Genomic DNA, 16846 nt, shown 5'->3' with positions numbered 1-16846 from the left:
GCCCTGGTCTGGAACCGTTTAAACGCCGCGCGCCCGATCCGCTGCAAACTGCTTCTGGAACTCGCCAAAGCGACCTGCATCCAGGGCATCACGCACCTCCTGCATGAGGTTCAGGTAGTAGTGCAGGTTGTGGATGGTGGTCAACATGGGGCCGAGCATTTCGCCGCAACGATCCAGGTGGTGCAGGTAGGCGCGGCTGAAGTTCTGGCAGGTGTGGCAGGTGCAGGTCTCGTCGATGGGGCGTTCGTCAGCCTTGTAGCGGCTGTTGCGCAGGCGCAGGTCACCAAAGCGCGTGAACAGGTGGCCATTGCGCGCATTGCGTGTGGGCATCACGCAGTCGAACATGTCGATGCCCGTGGCCACGCCGGCGATCAGGTCTTCCGGCGTGCCCACGCCCATCAGGTAGCGCGGCTTGTTGGCGGGCAGCTTGGGCGTGATGTGGTTCATCACGCGCAGCATCTCGTCCTTGGGTTCGCCCACGCTCACGCCGCCGATGGCATAGCCGGGCAGGTTCAGGTCCACCAGGCCGGCCAGTGATTCCTCACGCAGATGGGGGAACATGCCACCTTGCACGATGCCGAACAGGGCATTGGGGTTCTGCAGCTTGTCGAACTCGGTGATGCAGCGCTTGGCCCAGCGCAGGCTCAACTCCATCGACAGGCGGGCTTCCTTTTCGGTGGTGATGTGGCCCAGCGACTTGTCACCCTTCCAGTAAGGCGTGCACTCGTCGAACTGCATGACGATGTCGGAGTTCAGGATGGTCTGGATCTGCATGCTGATCTCAGGCGTCAGGAACAGCTTGTCGCCATTGACGGGCGAGGCAAAGCGCACGCCTTCTTCGCTGATCTTGCGCATCTCACCCAGCGACCAGACCTGGAAGCCGCCCGAGTCCGTCAGGATGGGCTTGTGCCAGCTCTCGAACTTATGCAGGCCACCGAACTGCTTCATGATGTCCAGGCCTGGGCGCATCCACAGGTGGAAGGTGTTGCCCAGGATGATTTGCGCGCCCATTTCTTCGAGCGAACGGGGCATCACGCCTTTGACCGTGCCATAGGTGCCTACCGGCATGAAGATGGGGGTCTGCACCACGCCGTGGTTGAGTGTGAGGCGGCCGCGTCGGGCTTCGCCTTCTGTCTTGATGAGATCGAATGTCAGCATGGTGTATGGCGTGTAGTGTGAGGCAGCATCAGGCCATGGTGACCGTGTTGCGCCGGGCATTGAGTCGCTCCAGCAGGCGCTCGCTGCGGAAGGGTTTGGACAGAACTTCCAGTCCTGACGCGCTCAGACGGGCGATTTCGGTTGGGTCTGTGTCGCCCGAAATGATCAGGGTTTGCAGGTGTTTGCCATGGGCTCGCATGTGCACATCCAGCGTCTGCACCAGGTGTAGCCCGCTGATGCCGGGTAAGCGGTAGTCCGTGATCAGCGTATCGGGCAGATCTTCTTCGTCGCTGTTTTCCATGATGGTGGGCAGCTCGTCCAGCAAGGATTCCCCATCCGGCCAGGAGCGAGTGCGGGCCCCCCAGCTGTGCAGCATCTCACCGATGGCGCGACGCAGGAGCATGTCATCTTCGACCAGCCAGATCACGCGGCCAGCCAGTGGCTGGGTGGGCGCTTCCACCACTTCAACGCGCTTGTGAGCAACCAGGTTGAGCGGCAACTCGATCGAGAAGCACGAGCCGCGACCGACACGTGATTTGACGGTGACCTGTTCGCCCAGGATCGTGGCCGTGCGACGCACAATGGCCAGGCCCAGGCCAATGCCCCGGTTGCGGTCGCGCGCCGAGTTGCCGACCTGATAGAACTCTTCAAAGATGCGATCGAGCTGATCGGGGGCGATGCCGATGCCGGTGTCCCAGACCTCGATGCGAAGGCGGTGTTTGCCGCGCCGGCGTGCCGCCACCAGCACGCCGCCGCTGTGCGTGTAGCGGATGGCATTGGCCACCAGGTTACGCAGCACGCTGTGCAGCAGCATGGGGTCGGTCAGGACCATCAGTTGTGCGCCATGGGGGCCTTGCGGCAGCCTGAAGCGCAGCCTCAGGCCCTTGGTGTCTGCGGCACTCTTTTCATGCACGCGCACGGCCTGGAACACGTCATGCAAGCCAACGGACTGGAATTCAGGTTTGACGGCGCCCGCGTCCAGCTTGGAAATGTCAAGCAGGCCGACCAGCAAGGACTCCATGGAGGCCACTGCCTCGTCCAGCATGTTGGTCAGGTCCTTGACTTCAGGCTCTTTCGCTTGTTGGCGCAGGAGGCTGACCAGCAGGCCGATGGCGGCGGTTGGTTGGCGCAAGTCATGGCTGGCAGCGGCCAGAAAGCGTGTCTTGGACTGGTTGGCGGCTTCCAGGGCGCGGGTGCGTTCAGCCACGCGCTCTTCCAGCGTGATGTTCATGCGTTCGGCCAGGTTCATGGCTTCGATGAACTTGCTCATCAAGGTGAGCGCAAAGCCCAGGAAGATGATGGGCACGCAGTAAGGCGTCCAGTAGAGCGCGGTCACGTCCAGATAGGGCGTGAGGAAGAGGTAGTCGTGGGCCACGCTGACGAAGGTGCCCACGGGGCCCAAGGTCATGGCGATGGCCTCCAGCCAGTGACGCGTCCAGGCTGTCAGCACCACGCGCACCACCACCAGGATCCCGCAGATCATCAAGATGGGGTAGGCCACCAGTCGAAGCGTATCCAGATAGGGCGTGCCCATGGCGAGCAGGCCAAAAAGCGGGAAGCCAAAGCCCATGAAACGCAAAGGCCACAGCAATCGCTCAAGGGAGATGTTGGCGTAACTCAGCCCGAACAGGGCGACGTAGTAGGTGCTCACCGCCTGCGCGGCAAAGAAGAACCAGTCCACCACCGGCGCAGGCCAGCTGATGGTCTCAACGAAGTACAGCGCATTGCGGCCACACATGACCAGCATCAGGCAGCCGAAGTAGCCAAAGATCACGTCCCGTGGACGGGCGCGCCAAGCCAGCAGCAGGAACAGCGCCATGCCTGCCACGCTCATGTTGAGCGTTTGCGGCAGGTCGACGCTCACACTGACCCAACGGTCGAAGTCATCGCGCATGTCGCTCAGCGGGCCCGCTTGCATCGGGGCAATGCCGGGCTTGCGGAAGGGGTTCATGCGCACATCGATTTCGATGTCGTTGTCGCCCGCCAGCAAGACGTTGACGGGCAACTCGATCAGATAGGGCAGGGTGGCCATGCTGGTGATGGCTTGCCCTTCCATGTGCCGGGTACTGAGCTGGATGCCGTTGACGGTGACGCGGTGGTTGCCTGGCAGGCGATCAACGCGCAAGGCCCAGGGCACCACGGGCGAGCGTGGCATGTACAGGCGAGCCCGGTAGCAGCCAACGGCCGGTGGTTTGATGTTCAGTGCGCGCCAGTCATCCGGCAGCCTGACCGTGCGACCTTCCTGTTGTTCTGCGCAGGTGCCTGGTGACAGGGTGGCCTGATCCAGGATGAAGGTCGGCTCGGCCCAGGCGGCGCCCGCCAGCCAGAGCGAGAACCCGATCAGCCAGGTCAGCAAGCGTCTGAGCCCGGATGCTGCAAGGAGGTCAAGGTTCGGTCCCATGATGTGATGTTTTATCGTTGGATCAGCATGGCGTCGCCGTAGCTGAAGAAGCGGTACTTCTGTGCGATGGCATGCCGATACAGCTGTCGAACATGCTCGTAGCCTGCCAGGGCGCTGACCAACATCATCAGGGTGCTCTTGGGCAGGTGGAAGTTCGTGACCAGCACATCCACCACCTTGAACTGAAAGCCCGGTGTGATGAAGATGGTGGTGTCACGGCTGCCGGCCTGCAGGATATGGCCTTCTGGCACATTCAGCGCCGCAGACTCCAGCGCGCGCAAGGTGGTGGTGCCAACTGACACCACGCGGCCCCCTGCTGCCTTGGTGGCCTCGATGGCCGCCACGGTCGATTCAGGCACGTTGAACCACTCGCTGTGCATCTTGTGCTCGGCCAGGTTGTCGGTGCGCACCGGCTGGAAGGTGCCTGCACCCACATGCAGCGTCACTTCGGCGGTGCGGATGCCTCTGGCCTCCAACCGGCTCAGCACGGCCTCGTCAAAGTGCAAGGCGGCGGTAGGTGCCGCCACTGCGCCAGGCTGAGAGGCGAACACGGTCTGATAGCGGCGTACGTCATCTGCCTCATCTGCGTGCGTGATGTAGGGCGGCAGGGGCACGTGGCCGTGTTGTTCCAGCAAGACGAGCGGATCAGCTTCGAAACGCAGGTGGAACATGCCGTCGTCAGGCCCGCAGCGCCCCAGCACTTCAGCGTTGAATGCTTCGGCGAATCGCAGCTTGCTGCCGGGTTTGGGTGATTTGCTGGCGCGCAAATGCGCCCAGACCTCGTTGCCAGGCAAGACGCGCTCGACCAGCGCTTCGACCGCGCCGCCGGTGGCCTTGTGGCCGTACAGGCGCGCCTTGATCACGCGGGTGTTGTTGAAGACCAGCAGATCCCCGGGCTGCAGCAGATCGGGCAGGTCTCGGAAAACGCGGTCTACGGGGGTGGGGCCTCGGCCATCGAGCAGTCTGGAAGCGCTGCGTTCGGCGGCCGGGTGCTGGGCGATCAGCTCGGGCGGCAGCTCGAAATCGAAATCGCTCAGGGAATAGGAAGAGGAGATGGTCATGCCATTGAGGGACGGACGAGTCCCGTGCCAAGGAAACCCGATATTGTCACCCCAAGCGCGGGTCGCGGTGTGACTCGCCCATCGGAGTGAGGGGGCTGCCCTGTGCGAACACGGCACAATCGGTGCCTGTCAGTTTTCCGGGCCGGGGAGTCCATCGTGGCGCAATCTGCGTCTGCCAGCAGCAAGTCCAGCAAACAGGAAGCCAGCGCGTCCACCGATGGGCGTGTGGCCGCGCCTGCGCGCTCGGCGCCGCAAAAAGCGATGGACAAGCTGGGCCTGGTGCGAGACATCGATCTGGCCCTGCACCTGCCGCTGCGCTATGAAGACGAAACCCGCCTGACCTTGTTGCGCGATGCCCGAGATGGCCAGACGGTGCAGATCGAGGGCGTGGTGTCGGACAACCGCATCGAAGCACGAGGCCGCCGCCAGTTGATCGTGCGGCTCGATGACGGCACCGGCGAGGTCCTGTTGCGCTTCTTGAACTTTTACGGTTCGCAACAAAAGAGCTGGGCGCCCGGCGTGCGTTTGCGCGTTCGAGGCGAACTTCGCCATGGTTTCTGGGGCCGGGAGATGGTGCACCCGACCGTGCGCATCGTCAGCGGCAACACGCCGCTGGCGTCGTCGCTCACGCCCGTCTACCCGACCAGCGCCGGCCTGCCCCAGGCCTATCTGCGCAAGGCCGTGGCCTCCGCCTTGACTCGGGCGCCCTTGGAGGAGCTGATCCCTCCCGAACTGCTGCCTGGGCGCTGGCCTCGTTTGCGCGAGGCGCTGGACTTCCTGCACCACCCCTCACCTGAGGTGTCCCTGCTGGCACTGGAAGACCACAGCCACCCCGCCTGGCAACGCCTGAAGTTTGAAGAGCTGCTGGCTCAGCAAGTGTCACAGATGAAGGCGCGCGCCGAACGAGCGCACCTGAAGGCGCCGGTCTTGAGTGCCACACCCCAAGGGCTGCGTGATCGCCTGCTGGGCGTGTTGCCTTTTGAGCTGACCGGGGCCCAGCGCAAGGTGTGCGAAGAAATCGCGCTGGATCTGCACAAGCCTCAGCCCATGCACCGATTGCTGCAAGGCGATGTGGGCTCGGGCAAGACCGTGGTGGCCGCCCTGGCTGCTGCCGTGGCCATGGATGCCGGCTGGCAGTGTGCGCTGATGGCCCCCACCGAAATCCTGGCCGAGCAGCATTTCCGCAAGCTGGTGGGCTGGCTGGAGCCCCTGGGCATCAAGGTGGCCTGGCTCACGGGCAGCCTCAAGGCCAAAGCCAAGCGCGAACAGATCGCGGCAGTGGCCTCCGGTGAGGCTCAACTGGTGGTGGGTACGCATGCCGTGATCCAGGATCAGGTCACCTTCGCGCGACTGGGCCTGGCCTTGATCGACGAACAGCATCGCTTCGGCGTCGCCCAGCGCCTGCAGTTGCGCCGCAAGCTGGAGAGCAGCGAGTTGGAGCCGCATCTGCTGATGATGAGCGCCACGCCCATTCCCCGTACCCTGGCCATGACCTATCTGGCCGATCTGGAGGTCAGCACCATCGACGAATTGCCACCCGGCCGCACGCCCATCGTCACCAAGGTGTTTGCCGACACGCGCCGCCCCGAGGTGATCGAGCGCATCCGCGATGAGGTGGCGCGAGGGCGTCAGGTCTACTGGGTCTGCCCCTTGATCGACGAAACCGAAGACAGCGACCAGGCCGCCGATGAGGCCGCCGGGCGCGCCAGCAACAGCCGCCCGCCGCTGGATTTGAGCAACGTCACGCAGACCCATCAGGAGCTCGGTGAATCACTGGCGGGCTTCGGCGTGGGCCTGCTGCACGGGCGTTTGCCGGCGGCCGAGAAAGCCGACGTGATGGCCCGCTTTGCCAGTGGCGAGTTGTCCGTGCTGGTGGCCACCACGGTGATCGAAGTGGGTGTGGACGTACCCAACGCCAGCCTGATGGTGATCGAACACGCCGAGCGCTTTGGCCTGAGCCAGTTGCACCAGTTGCGTGGCCGGGTGGGGCGGGGCGCCGTGGCCAGCGTGTGCGTGCTGCTCTATGCCTCGCCCTTGTCTGATTCCGGCAAGCAGCGTCTCAAGGCCATGGCCGAGACCACGGATGGCTTCGAGATCGCGCGCCGGGATCTGGAGATTCGCGGCCCGGGTGAATTCATGGGCTCGCGGCAATCCGGTGCCGCCTTGTTGCGTTTTGCCGACTTGAACGAGGACCAGGGGCTGGTGGCCCGGGCGCGCCAGGTGGCCGAGACCATGCTGCGTGATCACCCCGATGCGGCGCAAAGGCATGTGGCCCGCTGGCTGGGGCAGAAATCGGAATACCTCAAGGCTTGACCCGATACTGCGCGCCTCGCGCAGATCAAGCACAATCGGTAGCATGACCCTGACCGAACTTCGCTACATCGTCGCCGTTGCGCGCGAACGCCATTTCGGGCGCGCCGCAGAGGCCTGTTTCGTGTCTCAGCCGACCTTGTCCGTGGCCGTCAAGAAGCTGGAAGACGAGCTGGACGTGAAGCTGTTCGAGCGCGGCAGTTCCGAGATCACCGTCACGCCGCTGGGCGAGGAAATCGTGCGTCAGGCGCAGGCCGTGCTGGAGCAGGCCCAGGCCATCAAGGAAATCGCCAAGCGCGGCAAGGATCCCCTGGCGGGCGCCTTGCGTCTGGGGGTGATCTACACCATCGGGCCCTATCTGCTGCCGGATCTGGTTCGCTCGGCCATTGCCCGCGTGCCGCAGATGCCCTTGATGCTGCAGGAGAACTTCACCGTCAAGCTGCTGGAAATGTTGCGTGCCGGCGAGCTCGATTGCGCCATTCTGGCTGAGCCTTTCATGGACACCAACCTGGCCATGGCGCCCTTGTACGACGAGCCCTTCATGGTGGCGGTGCCGCGTTCGCATCCCTTGGCCCAGAGGGCCAGCATCAGCGCGGAAGAACTCAAGCGCGAGACCATGCTGTTGCTGGGTGCCGGCCACTGCTTCCGTGATCATGTGCTGGAGGTTTGCCCGGAGTTCGCGCGTTTCTCCAGTGACGCAGAAGGCATTCGCAAAAGCTTCGAAGGCTCCTCGCTGGAGACCATCAAGCACATGGTGGCCGCCGGCATGGGCGTGACCGTGGTACCGATGCTTTCTGTGCCGCCCGAACCGCATCCCCACCTCGTGTTCGTGCCGTTCGAAGACCCCGTCCCGACACGTCGTGTGGTGCTGGCATGGCGCCGCAGTTTCACGCGCTACGAGGCCATTGCCGCCTTGCGCAATGCCATTTACGCCTGCCCGCTGGAGGGTGTGACGCGCCTGTCGGCCTGATGCATTTGGCGTGAGGCCGCTCAGGCTGCCGGCTTGACTTCCGGCTGATGAGGCTCGAAACAGTCCACCACCGTGAAGTACAGCGAGGCGTAGAACGAGGCAGCCACCCACATGCTGGCCGTCATCATCAGCACGCTGACCAGCATGGGTACCGGCAAGATGGCGGCAATGGCCGTGGCCAGCAGCGCCACGCCGCACAGCACGCCAAACCAGCCCAGCCCGAACACCACAAAGGCGCCCAGGTTACGCCAACTGGCCATGAAGCTGAAGAACAGCGCTTTGGCCGCCGGCATGTGCGCCCACAGGATCAGAGCTGGTGCATGCAGGAAGGCCAGGGTCAAGGGCAGTGTCAGCAGCAACTCCAGCAGCAGCACCTGCTGCACCAGTGGGTCACCGATCATGTCGCCAATGTCCTTGGCCTTGGCTTTGACGTCGTCCAACAAGGCGGGATCAGGGCCCAGCGAGGTGGCCACGCTCACGGTGGCCAGCATGGCCAGGCCATAAGCCACGCCCAGCAAAATGAATGCCTTGCGTGTGGGGGCGTCCGTCTTGAACGGCTCGATCATGACCGTGGGTGTGACCATTTGCCCCGTCAGGACGCGGCGTGTGCCCAACATGAAGCCCATCCAGATGGCTGGTGCCAGACAGGTGGCCAGCGCCACGCCGACCTCACCCAGCAGGGCTGTCATCAGGGTGGCGACCATGAACGACAGCCCCAACAAGCCGATGTAGCCCAGCGGTTGCTGACGGCAGGCGAGCATGCCTTGGCGAATCCACACCAGGCCTTGCGAGGCCTTGACCAGTTTGAGTTTCATGTTCAGGCCGCAGTGCTGCGCTGGTAGGACCAGGGCTTGTTGCGACGCAGGGTCAGAACCCGCTCGAAGTGGGTGGGGTCATGGGGTTGGAGCATGGCGGCATCGCGGGGCAGGTAGAAGTCCCACAGGCGCGAGGTCCAGAAGCGCAGGGCGGCGGAGCGCAGCAGTGAAGGCAGCAGCACCAGCTCGTCATCGGTCAGGCGGCGTTGGGCGTCGTAGGCCGCCACGAAGGCCTGCGCGCGAACCGGGTCGAGCTCGCCCGTGGCCAGGTCGATGCACCAGTCATTGAGGCACACGGCGATGTCGAAGCCGAAGGTGTCGCAGCCTGCGAAATAGAAATCGAAGAAGCCCGACAGCACCGGGCCATCGAACATCACGTTGTCGCGGAACAGGTCTGCGTGAATGGGGCCGCGGGGTAGGACCTTGTAGCTGGCTGAGTCGGCGAGCGATTGCTGGAAAGCCAGCTCCGACTGGATCAGCGTGGACTGATCCGCATTCAGATGGGGCATGACGACCGGAACGGTTTCTGTCCACCAGGCCAGGCCACGCAGGTTGGGCTGCTCATGTGGATAGTCCTGGCCGGCCTCGTGCATGCGGGCCAGCATGGCGCCAACCTGGGCGCAGTCTGCTGCCTGCGGCGCCAGCTGATTGCGGCCTTTCAGGCGTGTCACCACGGCGGCGGGCTTGTCCTTGAGCGTGTGCAGGATGTCGCCCTTCGCATTGGCCTGTGGCGCCGGCACCGGGATGCCGCGGTTGGCCAGGTGGTGCATCAGGTTCAGGTAGAAGGGCAACTGCTCGAAACTCAGGCGCTCGAACAAGGTGAGCACGTAGTCGCCCTTGTCCGAACTGACAAAGTAGTTCGTGTTTTCGATGCCGGAGGCGCACCCTTGCATGGATTGCAAGGTGCCAAGATCCAGGTCGGACAGCAGTCCAGCCGCTTCTTGCGGGGACACTTCAGTGAAAACGGCCATGTGACAGGTCAAGCATCGAAAGGACAGGTTCCCACGCTTCAAAAAGGTGCGCCGGGGCCGAAAAACCGCAACCAGATGTTGCGATGCCTCATGACCTAGGCGTAAACCCTCAGGGTCCGGGGGAAGACGAGCGTGTGATTGTAGGAGTCGCTGTGGCAGACTCGACAGAATTTGTAAAACATTGCCCTCCGCCCTGGGGGGTGCTCAAAGACTGACTGTGTGGAGATAGCTCTCGATCATGAATACACAAATTTTTAAGCCAACGCTGACCAGCAAGCACATCGGACTGGGGTTGGTTGCCCTTGCCTGCGGAGTGGTCATGAATGCCGCTCAAGCTGAAATTGAGGGCGTGTATGTTGGCGCGGGTGCAGGTGTTGGTGTCGATGCGCGCTCGTGCGGTGCTGCTCCGTCTTGCAATCGTACGAACTTCAGTCAGAAGATTTTTGGTGGTGTGCGCCTGACCCCGGGCTTGGCCGCCGAGTTGAACCAGTTCTATTTCCGTGGCTTGGACAGGGCGAATGCGGATCCTGTTGCCACGTCTACCGGCGTGGCATCTACCCGTGAATCTATGGACGCAACGGCTCTTGGTATCAACTGGGAGGTCGAGTTGCTGCACGGATTTACAAACCAGATTCGCCTGGGATGGGCCTATACGCGGCGCGAAATCCTCTCTTTGTCGCCCAGTGGCGTCGCGACTCGGCGCAATGAATACAGCGGCATGCCCTACCTCGGTGCGGGGCTGGAATTCAGTCTGACAAGCGACGTTCGCTTGTTCTCCAACTACGATTTTCTGATTGGTGGTCACAATAGCCATCATCTGTTCTCGGTAGGCATGGTGGCCGACCTGCAATCGGATAAGCGGTCTTCCGAGTTCGGTAAGACCTATGTTGGCGGTGCGCTGGGCCAAGGTTCCGTGTCAAAACTCAGTTGCGCAGGCGTGGAGAATTGCGACAATACGCGCATGGGTGGCAAGGTCTACATGGGTAAGAAGATTACCTCTAACGTTGCCTTGGAGGTCAATGCCATGCGTCTGGGGAGCGTCAGAGCGTCCGGCTTGGTTGGTGGTAGCACCCCGTACAGCCTGGATGCAAAGGCTGAAGCTTTGGTTTTGGGGGGCGCATTGCGTTTGCCGACAGAGGTGGTGCCTGACCTGACTGGCGTTGGTCGACTGGGTGTTGCCTATGTGCGAACAAGCTTGAAATCGACTGTAGGAACCGCATCGGGTAACGTGGCTGATGACAGCATGCAGCCGTTCTGGGGTTATGGCCTCGAATACGGTTTGACCAAGGACCTCAAGCTGACCGGCTCGATTGATGCCTCGAAGGCGAACATGTCGCTGGGTCGCGCAACGGTGCGCTTGGTCACCCTGGGCGCTCAGGCGGATTTCTGATCTGTGGCCCTGACGGGCTTGTGGGTGGCATGAGTTGATTGGTGGACAATCGACTCATGACCACGATAAGCCCCACCACACCCACCCTGCTGCTGGTAGACGGTTCCAGCTACCTCTATCGCGCATTCCACGCCATGCCCGACCTGCGCGGGCCCAATGGCGAGCCGACTGGCGCCATGCACGGCGTGGTCAACATGATGGGATGGTTGCGTGAGCACATTGGTGCCGAGCACGCCGTGTGTGTGTTTGACGCCAAAGGCCCTACCTTTCGCGACGAGTGGTACCCCGAGTACAAGGCGCATCGCCCCTCGATGCCGGACGACCTGCGTTCGCAGATCGAACCCATCCATGAAGTCGTCAAGCTGTTGGGCTGGCCGGTACTTGAAGTGCCGGGTATCGAAGCGGATGACGCCATCGGCACGCTTGCCCGTGTGGCCGCGGCCTCAGGCCATCGGGTCGTCATCTCGACGGGCGACAAGGACCTGGCCCAACTGGTCAACCCGCAGGTCTCCTTGATCAACACCATGGCCAAGCCGCCCGAGGTGCTGGACATCCCCGGCGTGCAGGCCAAGTTCGGCGTGCCGCCTGAGCGCATCATCGATTACCTGACCCTGATCGGCGATGCGGTGGACAACGTGCCCGGCGTCGAGAAGGTGGGCCCCAAGACCGCCGTGAAATGGCTGGCTGAATACGACACGCTGGAAGGCGTGATGGCCGCAGCGGACAGCATCAAGGGCGTGGTGGGTGAGAACCTGCGCAAGGCCCTGGACTGGTTGCCGCAAGGCCGCCGCCTCATCACGGTCAAGCTGGATTGCGACCTCACGGAACATGTGCCGCAGTGGCCCTCCCTGGATGCCCTGGCCTTGAAGGCGCCCGATCTGCCTGGCTTGCTGGATTTCTATACACGCTATGGCTTCCGCGGTGCCCGCGCAGAAGTTGAAAAGCTGCTGGGTGGTGGTGCAACCGCGCCTGCCGCCAAAGCAGCCAAGGCGCCCAAGGCAGCGAAGCCCAGTGCCACGGGTGATCTGTTCGGGAACGACGCGGATCCTGCTGCAGCCGATGCTGCTGATGCCTCGCCCGCTGATGGTGGCCATGCTGTTGCGTCCGGCTTGACCCAGATCGAAACCCATTACGACACCATCCTCGACTGGGCGGCATTCGATCAATGGCTGGCCCGCCTCAACGCGGCTGAACTGGTCGCCTTCGACACCGAGACCGATTCGCTCGAACCCTTGAACGCCCGCATCGTGGGCTTGTCCTTCAGCGACAAGGTGGGCAGCGCCTGCTACATCCCGCTGCGTCACGAAGGCCCCGATGCACCTGAGCAGTTGCCGCTGGATGAGGTGTTGGCCAGGCTCAAGCCCTGGCTGGAAGATGCCAGCAAGCCCAAGGTGGGGCAGAACATCAAGTACGACACGCATGTGCTGGCCAACCATGGTATCCGCATTCAAGGTTACGCGCACGACACCATGCTGCAAAGCTATGTGCTGGAAGCGCACCGCCGGCACAACCTGGGTGACCTGGCCTTGCGCCACGTGAACCGCGCTGGCTTGAGCTACGAAGAAGTGGCAGGCAAGGGCGCTCAACAGATCCCGTTTGCGCAAGTGGCGGTTGACCGCGCATCGCTGTATTCCAGCGAGGACAGTGACCTGACATTGCACGTGCATCAAACCCTGTGGCCGCGCCTGCAGGCCGAGCCCGCCTTGCAGGACATCTACCAGCGCTTCGAGATGCCCGCATCGCGCGTGCTGCAGCGCATCGAGCGCAATGGTGTGTTGATCGACAAGGCCTTGTTGCAGCAACAAAGCCATGAACTGGGCCAGCGCATCATGGCGCTGGAGCAGGAGGCTTACGCGCTGGCAGGGCAACCGTTCAATCTGGGCTCGCCCAAGCAGCTCGGCGAGATCCTGTTCGTCAAGCAGGGCCTGCCCATCGTCAAGAAGACGGCATCCGGCGCCCCTTCCACCAACGAGGAGGTGCTGGAAAAGCTGGCCGAGGATTACCCGTTGCCAGCCCGCATCCTCGAGTACCGCAGCATGGCCAAGCTCAAGTCCACTTACACGGACAAGCTGCCGCTGATGATCAACGCGACAACGGGCCGGGTGCACACCAACTACGCGCAGGCCGTGGCCGTGACGGGCCGCCTGTCGAGCAACGACCCGAACCTGCAGAACATCCCGGTGCGCACGGCGGAAGGCCGCCGCATCCGCGAGGCCTTCATCGCGCCGCCGGGCCATGTCATCGTCTCGGCCGACTATTCGCAGATCGAGCTGCGCATCATGGCCCACATCTCGCAAGACGAGAACCTGCTGCGCGCCTTCTCCGAAGGCATGGACGTGCACCGCGCCACCGCCGGCGAGGTCTTCGGCGTGACGCCTGACGAGGTCACCAGCGAGCAGCGCCGTTATGCCAAGGTCATCAACTTCGGCCTGATCTACGGCATGAGCGCTTTTGGACTGGCCTCCAACCTGGGCATCGAGCGCTCGGCGGCGTCGGCCTATATCGAGCGCTACTTCCAGCGCTATCCCGGCGTTAAGCGCTACATGGATGACACCCGCGCCCTGGCCAAAGAAAAGGGCTACGTGGAAACCGTGTTTGGCCGTCGCTTGTGGCTGCCCGAGATCAACAGCCCCAATGGCCCCAGCCGGGCCGGTGCCGAGCGCGCGGCCATCAACGCGCCCATGCAGGGCACGGCAGCCGACCTGATCAAGCTCGCCATGGTGGCGGTGCAGGACACGCTGGACGCCCAGGGCAAGGCCAGCCTGATGATCATGCAGGTGCACGACGAACTGGTGTTCCAGGTGCCCGAGGCCGAGCTGGACTGGATCAGGGCCGAGGTGCCGCGCCTGATGGCGGGTGTGGCGCAGTTGCGGGTGCCCCTGCTGGCCGAACTAGGGGCTGGCCCTAACTGGGAAGCGGCGCACTGACGCATCTGGAGGCGACGTTGACGAGCGCAACGTTGCCCAGGGACACACTGACACGAAACTGTCATCATCCTGAAGGGTGTCGGGGTCTAAACTGAAAGCCCCCGTTTTTCACTCTCAGGAAGTCGTTTCAGGTGTCTCCCGCCCCGCGTTTGAAGTTGTTGAGCCGCGAACAGGCCATTCTCGAATTCAACCGCCGAGTTCTGGCGCAAGCCCAGCGCGAGGATGTCCCCTTGCTGGAGCGCCTGCGCTACATCTGCATCGTGTCGTCCAACCTCGATGAGTTCTTCGAGGTGCGCTTTGCCGATGTGCTGGAAGCCTCGCGTACGCGCGGCACGGGCATCGATCCGCAGTACCTGGCCGATGTTGCCAGGGAAGCCCGGCAGCTGGTCGAGGATCAATATCAGATCTTCAATGAGGTGGTCGGTCCGGCGCTGCGTGACGCGGGCATTTACATCCTCAACCACGCGCATCGCAACGAGGCACAGCGCGAGTGGGTGGCCAACTTCTTCCATCGCCAGGTGCAGCCTTTGCTGGTGCCCATCGGGCTGGATCCCTCTCACCCGTTCCCGCAAGTTGCCAACAAGACGCTGAACTTCATCGTGCAGCTTGGCGGCCGCGATGCGTTCGGGCGCGACAACGACATCGCCATCGTGCGCATCCCGCGGGTGTTGCCTCGCGTGATCAAGCTGCCGCCGGAGCTCTCCGATGGCAAGCAATGCTTCGTGTTGCTGTCCAGCGTGATCCGCTCGCATCTGGGCGAGTTGTTTGCCGGCCGAGAGATGAAGGCCTTCTCGCAGTTCCGCCTTACGCGGGATTCGGATATCGATGTCGATGAAGACGATGTCACCGATTTGCGTCAGGCCTTGCGCTCCAAGATGAGCACGCGCCAGTTCGGCCAGTCGGTGCGCCTGGAGGTGGTGTTCAACTGCCCCAAGGACCTGTCTGACTTCCTGCTGGAGCAGTTCGGTCTGGATCACCAGGCGCTGTACCAGGTAAATGGCCCCGTCAACCTTGTGCGCCTGACGCAGTTGATCGACCAGGCCGATGCCGATAACCTGCGCTTTGCCAATTACCTGCCCAGCTGGCCCGAGAGCCTGCCGCAAGCGGGCATGATCGACCACCTGCGTCAGCACGATTGCCTGCTGCATCACCCGTTTGAATCTTTCGATGCGGTGGTGCAGTTTCTGCGCGAGGCGGTTTACGACCCCGATGTGCTGGCCATCAAGCAGACCATCTACCGCACGGGCAGCGAGTCCGTGCTGATGGAGTTGCTGCTGGAAGCCGTGCGCCGGGGCAAGGAAGTACTGGCCGTGGTGGAGCTCAAAGCGCGCTTTGACGAAGAGGCCAACATCAACTGGGCCGAACGCCTGGAGGCCCTGGGGGCTCAGGTGGTGTACGGCATCGTGGGGCTGAAGACCCACGCCAAGATGATGCTGGTCACGCGCCGGGAGGGCAACCGCCTCAAGCGTTACGCGCACTTGTCGACCGGCAACTACAACCCCAAGACCGCGCGCCTGTATACCGATATCGGCTACCTCACCAGCAATGCCGAGGTCACCGCCGACGTCGACATGGTGTTTCAGCAGCTGTCCAGCCTGACGCATCAGAAGTCGACCAAACAGTTGCTGCTGGCACCGTTCAGCATGCAGACGCAGATGGTGCGCACCATCAATCGGGTGGCCGATGCGGCCGCTGCCGGGCATCCCGCGCGCATCGTGCTCAAGCTCAACTCCCTGACGGACGAGCCCTTGATCGCCGCCTTGCTGGAAGCGGGGCAGGCTGGCGCATCGATTGACCTGATCGTGCGCGGTGCCTGCATCCTGCCGCCGGGTGTGCCGGGGCTGTCGGACAACATCCGCGTGCGCTCCATCGTAGGCCGCATGCTGGAGCACACCCGCGTGCTGTACTTCCGCTGGGGTGAGTCGGACAAGGACGAAGTCCTGTACCTGTCCAGCGCAGACTGGATGAACCGCAACATGACGCGCCGGATCGAGGCCGCCTGGCCCGTTCGGGATGCGGCCCTGCGTCAGCGTGTGATTGACGAGTGTCTGGTGCCCTATCTGCTGGATGTCCGCGATGCCTGGATCCAGCATGGCAATGGCCGGTATGAACGCGTCTCGCAAGAGGGCGTCAGCGCGCAGCAGGCCTTGATGGCGCGCCACCAGGCTCAGCCCTGACAAGTTCGGCTTGTCATCAAGCTGCCCCAGTGTGCGTCCATAGTGCTTGTCCACGGTGCGCGCGCATGATCGGGTGTCGCACATGAATACGAGGAGCTCGCGATGGATCTGATCCTGTGGCGCCACGCGCAGGCGCATGCCTTGCCGCTGGACGAGGAACTGCAAACCCGTGCGGCGGCGGGCGAAGACCTCACCGTGCACATCGACCTGGCGCAGGATCTGGCCCGCACCCTCACACCCAAAGGTGAGCGCCAGGCCGAGCGCATGGCGCACTGGCTCAACCAACGCCTGCCCGACACCACACGCGTGCTCGTCAGCCCCGCGCAGCGCACCCAGCAGACCGCCATGGCCCTGGGGCGCTCCTACAAGACCGTGCGGTCGATCGATCCGCAAGCCAGCGTGGATGATCTGCTGGCCGCAGCCCGTTGGCCCCGCAACAAGGACCCCGTCCTGATCGTCGGGCATCAACCCACGTTGGGCATGCTGGCCGCACGCTTGCTGACTGGGCAGGACTTGGCCTGGTCGGTGCGCAAGGGGGCCGTGTGGTGGTTGCGCAGCCGCGAGCGTGATGGCGAAACCAGCGTCACGCTGCATGCCGTGCAGACGCCCGATTTCCTCTAGGCAAGGGCCAGGTCGCCGCTTGCTTTACATCTCTTGACCAGCGAT

Annotated in this window: 11 protein-coding genes; 6 read left to right on the top strand and 5 right to left on the bottom strand. The window is 63.1% G+C overall.

Going from position 1 to position 16846, the window contains the following annotated elements; all coding sequences use genetic code 11:
• Positions 1–18 precede the first annotated feature (18 nt).
• The 3 genes from tgt to queA are packed head-to-tail and all read right to left on the bottom strand — an operon-like array spanning position 19 to position 4620.
• Complete coding sequence (gene tgt, locus HY836_RS06380; RefSeq protein ID WP_290674680.1) at positions 19–1158, bottom strand: tRNA guanosine(34) transglycosylase Tgt; 1140 nt, start codon at positions 1156–1158, stop codon at positions 19–21.
• A gap of 28 nt (positions 1159–1186) precedes the next feature.
• Complete coding sequence (locus HY836_RS06375) at positions 1187–3559, bottom strand: ATP-binding protein (protein ID WP_290674678.1); 2373 nt, start codon at positions 3557–3559, stop codon at positions 1187–1189.
• An 11-nt stretch (positions 3560–3570) separates the two neighbouring features.
• Positions 3571–4620 carry a tRNA preQ1(34) S-adenosylmethionine ribosyltransferase-isomerase QueA gene (gene queA, locus HY836_RS06370; protein WP_290674676.1) on the bottom strand — a complete coding sequence of 350 codons (1050 nt, stop codon included), beginning with the start codon at positions 4618–4620 and terminating at the stop codon, positions 3571–3573.
• Between the two features lie 225 nt (positions 4621–4845).
• Between queA and recG the strand changes: the two genes are divergently transcribed.
• Entirely contained in the window at positions 4846–6933 is a 2088-nt protein-coding gene (gene recG / locus HY836_RS06365; RefSeq protein ID WP_290675052.1) for an ATP-dependent DNA helicase RecG, read from the top strand.
• 43 nt (positions 6934–6976) lie between these two features.
• A complete protein-coding gene (locus HY836_RS06360) occupies positions 6977–7900 on the top strand; it encodes a LysR substrate-binding domain-containing protein (protein ID WP_290674674.1) in 924 nt (307 codons plus the stop codon).
• 20 nt (positions 7901–7920) lie between these two features.
• On the opposite strand, the gene HY836_RS06355 is transcribed toward HY836_RS06360, so the two are convergent.
• Together HY836_RS06355 and HY836_RS06350 are read right to left on the bottom strand one after the other, a co-directional pair.
• The gene (locus HY836_RS06355) at positions 7921–8715 is read right to left on the bottom strand and encodes a BPSS1780 family membrane protein (protein ID WP_290674672.1); all 795 of its coding nucleotides are present in this window, start codon (positions 8713–8715) and stop codon (positions 7921–7923) included.
• Between the two features lie 2 nt (positions 8716–8717).
• Positions 8718–9686, bottom strand: coding sequence for a homoserine kinase (locus HY836_RS06350; protein WP_290674670.1), 969 nt, complete (start codon positions 9684–9686; stop codon positions 8718–8720).
• Between the two features lie 238 nt (positions 9687–9924).
• On the opposite strand from HY836_RS06350, the gene HY836_RS06345 reads away from it, so the two are divergent.
• The 4 genes from HY836_RS06345 to HY836_RS06330 all read left to right on the top strand — a co-directional run bounded on the left by HY836_RS06345 (position 9925) and on the right by HY836_RS06330 (position 16801).
• The gene (locus tag HY836_RS06345; RefSeq protein WP_290674667.1) at positions 9925–11076 is read left to right on the top strand and encodes a hypothetical protein; all 1152 of its coding nucleotides are present in this window, start codon (positions 9925–9927) and stop codon (positions 11074–11076) included.
• Positions 11077–11132: 56 nt separating this feature from the next.
• Positions 11133–14003 (top strand): DNA polymerase I, encoded by a 2871-nt coding sequence (gene polA / locus HY836_RS06340; protein WP_290674665.1) that lies wholly within the window; start codon positions 11133–11135, stop codon positions 14001–14003.
• Between the two features lie 131 nt (positions 14004–14134).
• On the top strand, positions 14135–16180 hold the full coding sequence (gene ppk1 / locus HY836_RS06335) for a polyphosphate kinase 1 (protein ID WP_290674663.1): 2046 nt from the start codon (positions 14135–14137) through the stop codon (positions 16178–16180).
• Positions 16181–16282: 102 nt separating this feature from the next.
• A complete protein-coding gene (locus tag HY836_RS06330) occupies positions 16283–16801 on the top strand; it encodes a histidine phosphatase family protein (RefSeq protein WP_290674661.1) in 519 nt (172 codons plus the stop codon).
• Positions 16802–16846 lie beyond the last annotated feature (45 nt).

It is taken from the genome of Aquabacterium sp., assembly GCF_016234775.1.
In the GTDB taxonomy this organism is placed as follows: Bacteria; Pseudomonadota; Gammaproteobacteria; order Burkholderiales; family Burkholderiaceae_C; genus Aquabacterium.
Note: the sequence above shows the minus strand (reverse complement) of the source record. Positions and strands in the feature narration are given on the sequence as shown.

What these genes read in the sequence shown, in the direction of transcription:
- tgt (WP_290674680.1), bottom strand. Translation starts at nt 1,158, where the DNA reads ATGCTGACATTCGATCTCATCAAGACAGAAGGCGAAGCCCGACGCGGC.
- HY836_RS06375 (WP_290674678.1), bottom strand. Translation starts at nt 3,559, where the DNA reads ATGGGACCGAACCTTGACCTCCTTGCAGCATCCGGGCTCAGACGCTTG.
- queA (WP_290674676.1), bottom strand. Translation starts at nt 4,620, where the DNA reads ATGACCATCTCCTCTTCCTATTCCCTGAGCGATTTCGATTTCGAGCTG.
- HY836_RS06360 (WP_290674674.1), top strand. Translation starts at nt 6,977, where the DNA reads ATGACCCTGACCGAACTTCGCTACATCGTCGCCGTTGCGCGCGAACGC.
- HY836_RS06355 (WP_290674672.1), bottom strand. Translation starts at nt 8,715, where the DNA reads ATGAAACTCAAACTGGTCAAGGCCTCGCAAGGCCTGGTGTGGATTCGC.
- HY836_RS06350 (WP_290674670.1), bottom strand. Translation starts at nt 9,686, where the DNA reads ATGGCCGTTTTCACTGAAGTGTCCCCGCAAGAAGCGGCTGGACTGCTG.
- HY836_RS06345 (WP_290674667.1), top strand. Translation starts at nt 9,925, where the DNA reads ATGAATACACAAATTTTTAAGCCAACGCTGACCAGCAAGCACATCGGA.
- polA (WP_290674665.1), top strand. Translation starts at nt 11,133, where the DNA reads ATGACCACGATAAGCCCCACCACACCCACCCTGCTGCTGGTAGACGGT.
- HY836_RS06330 (WP_290674661.1), top strand. Translation starts at nt 16,283, where the DNA reads ATGGATCTGATCCTGTGGCGCCACGCGCAGGCGCATGCCTTGCCGCTG.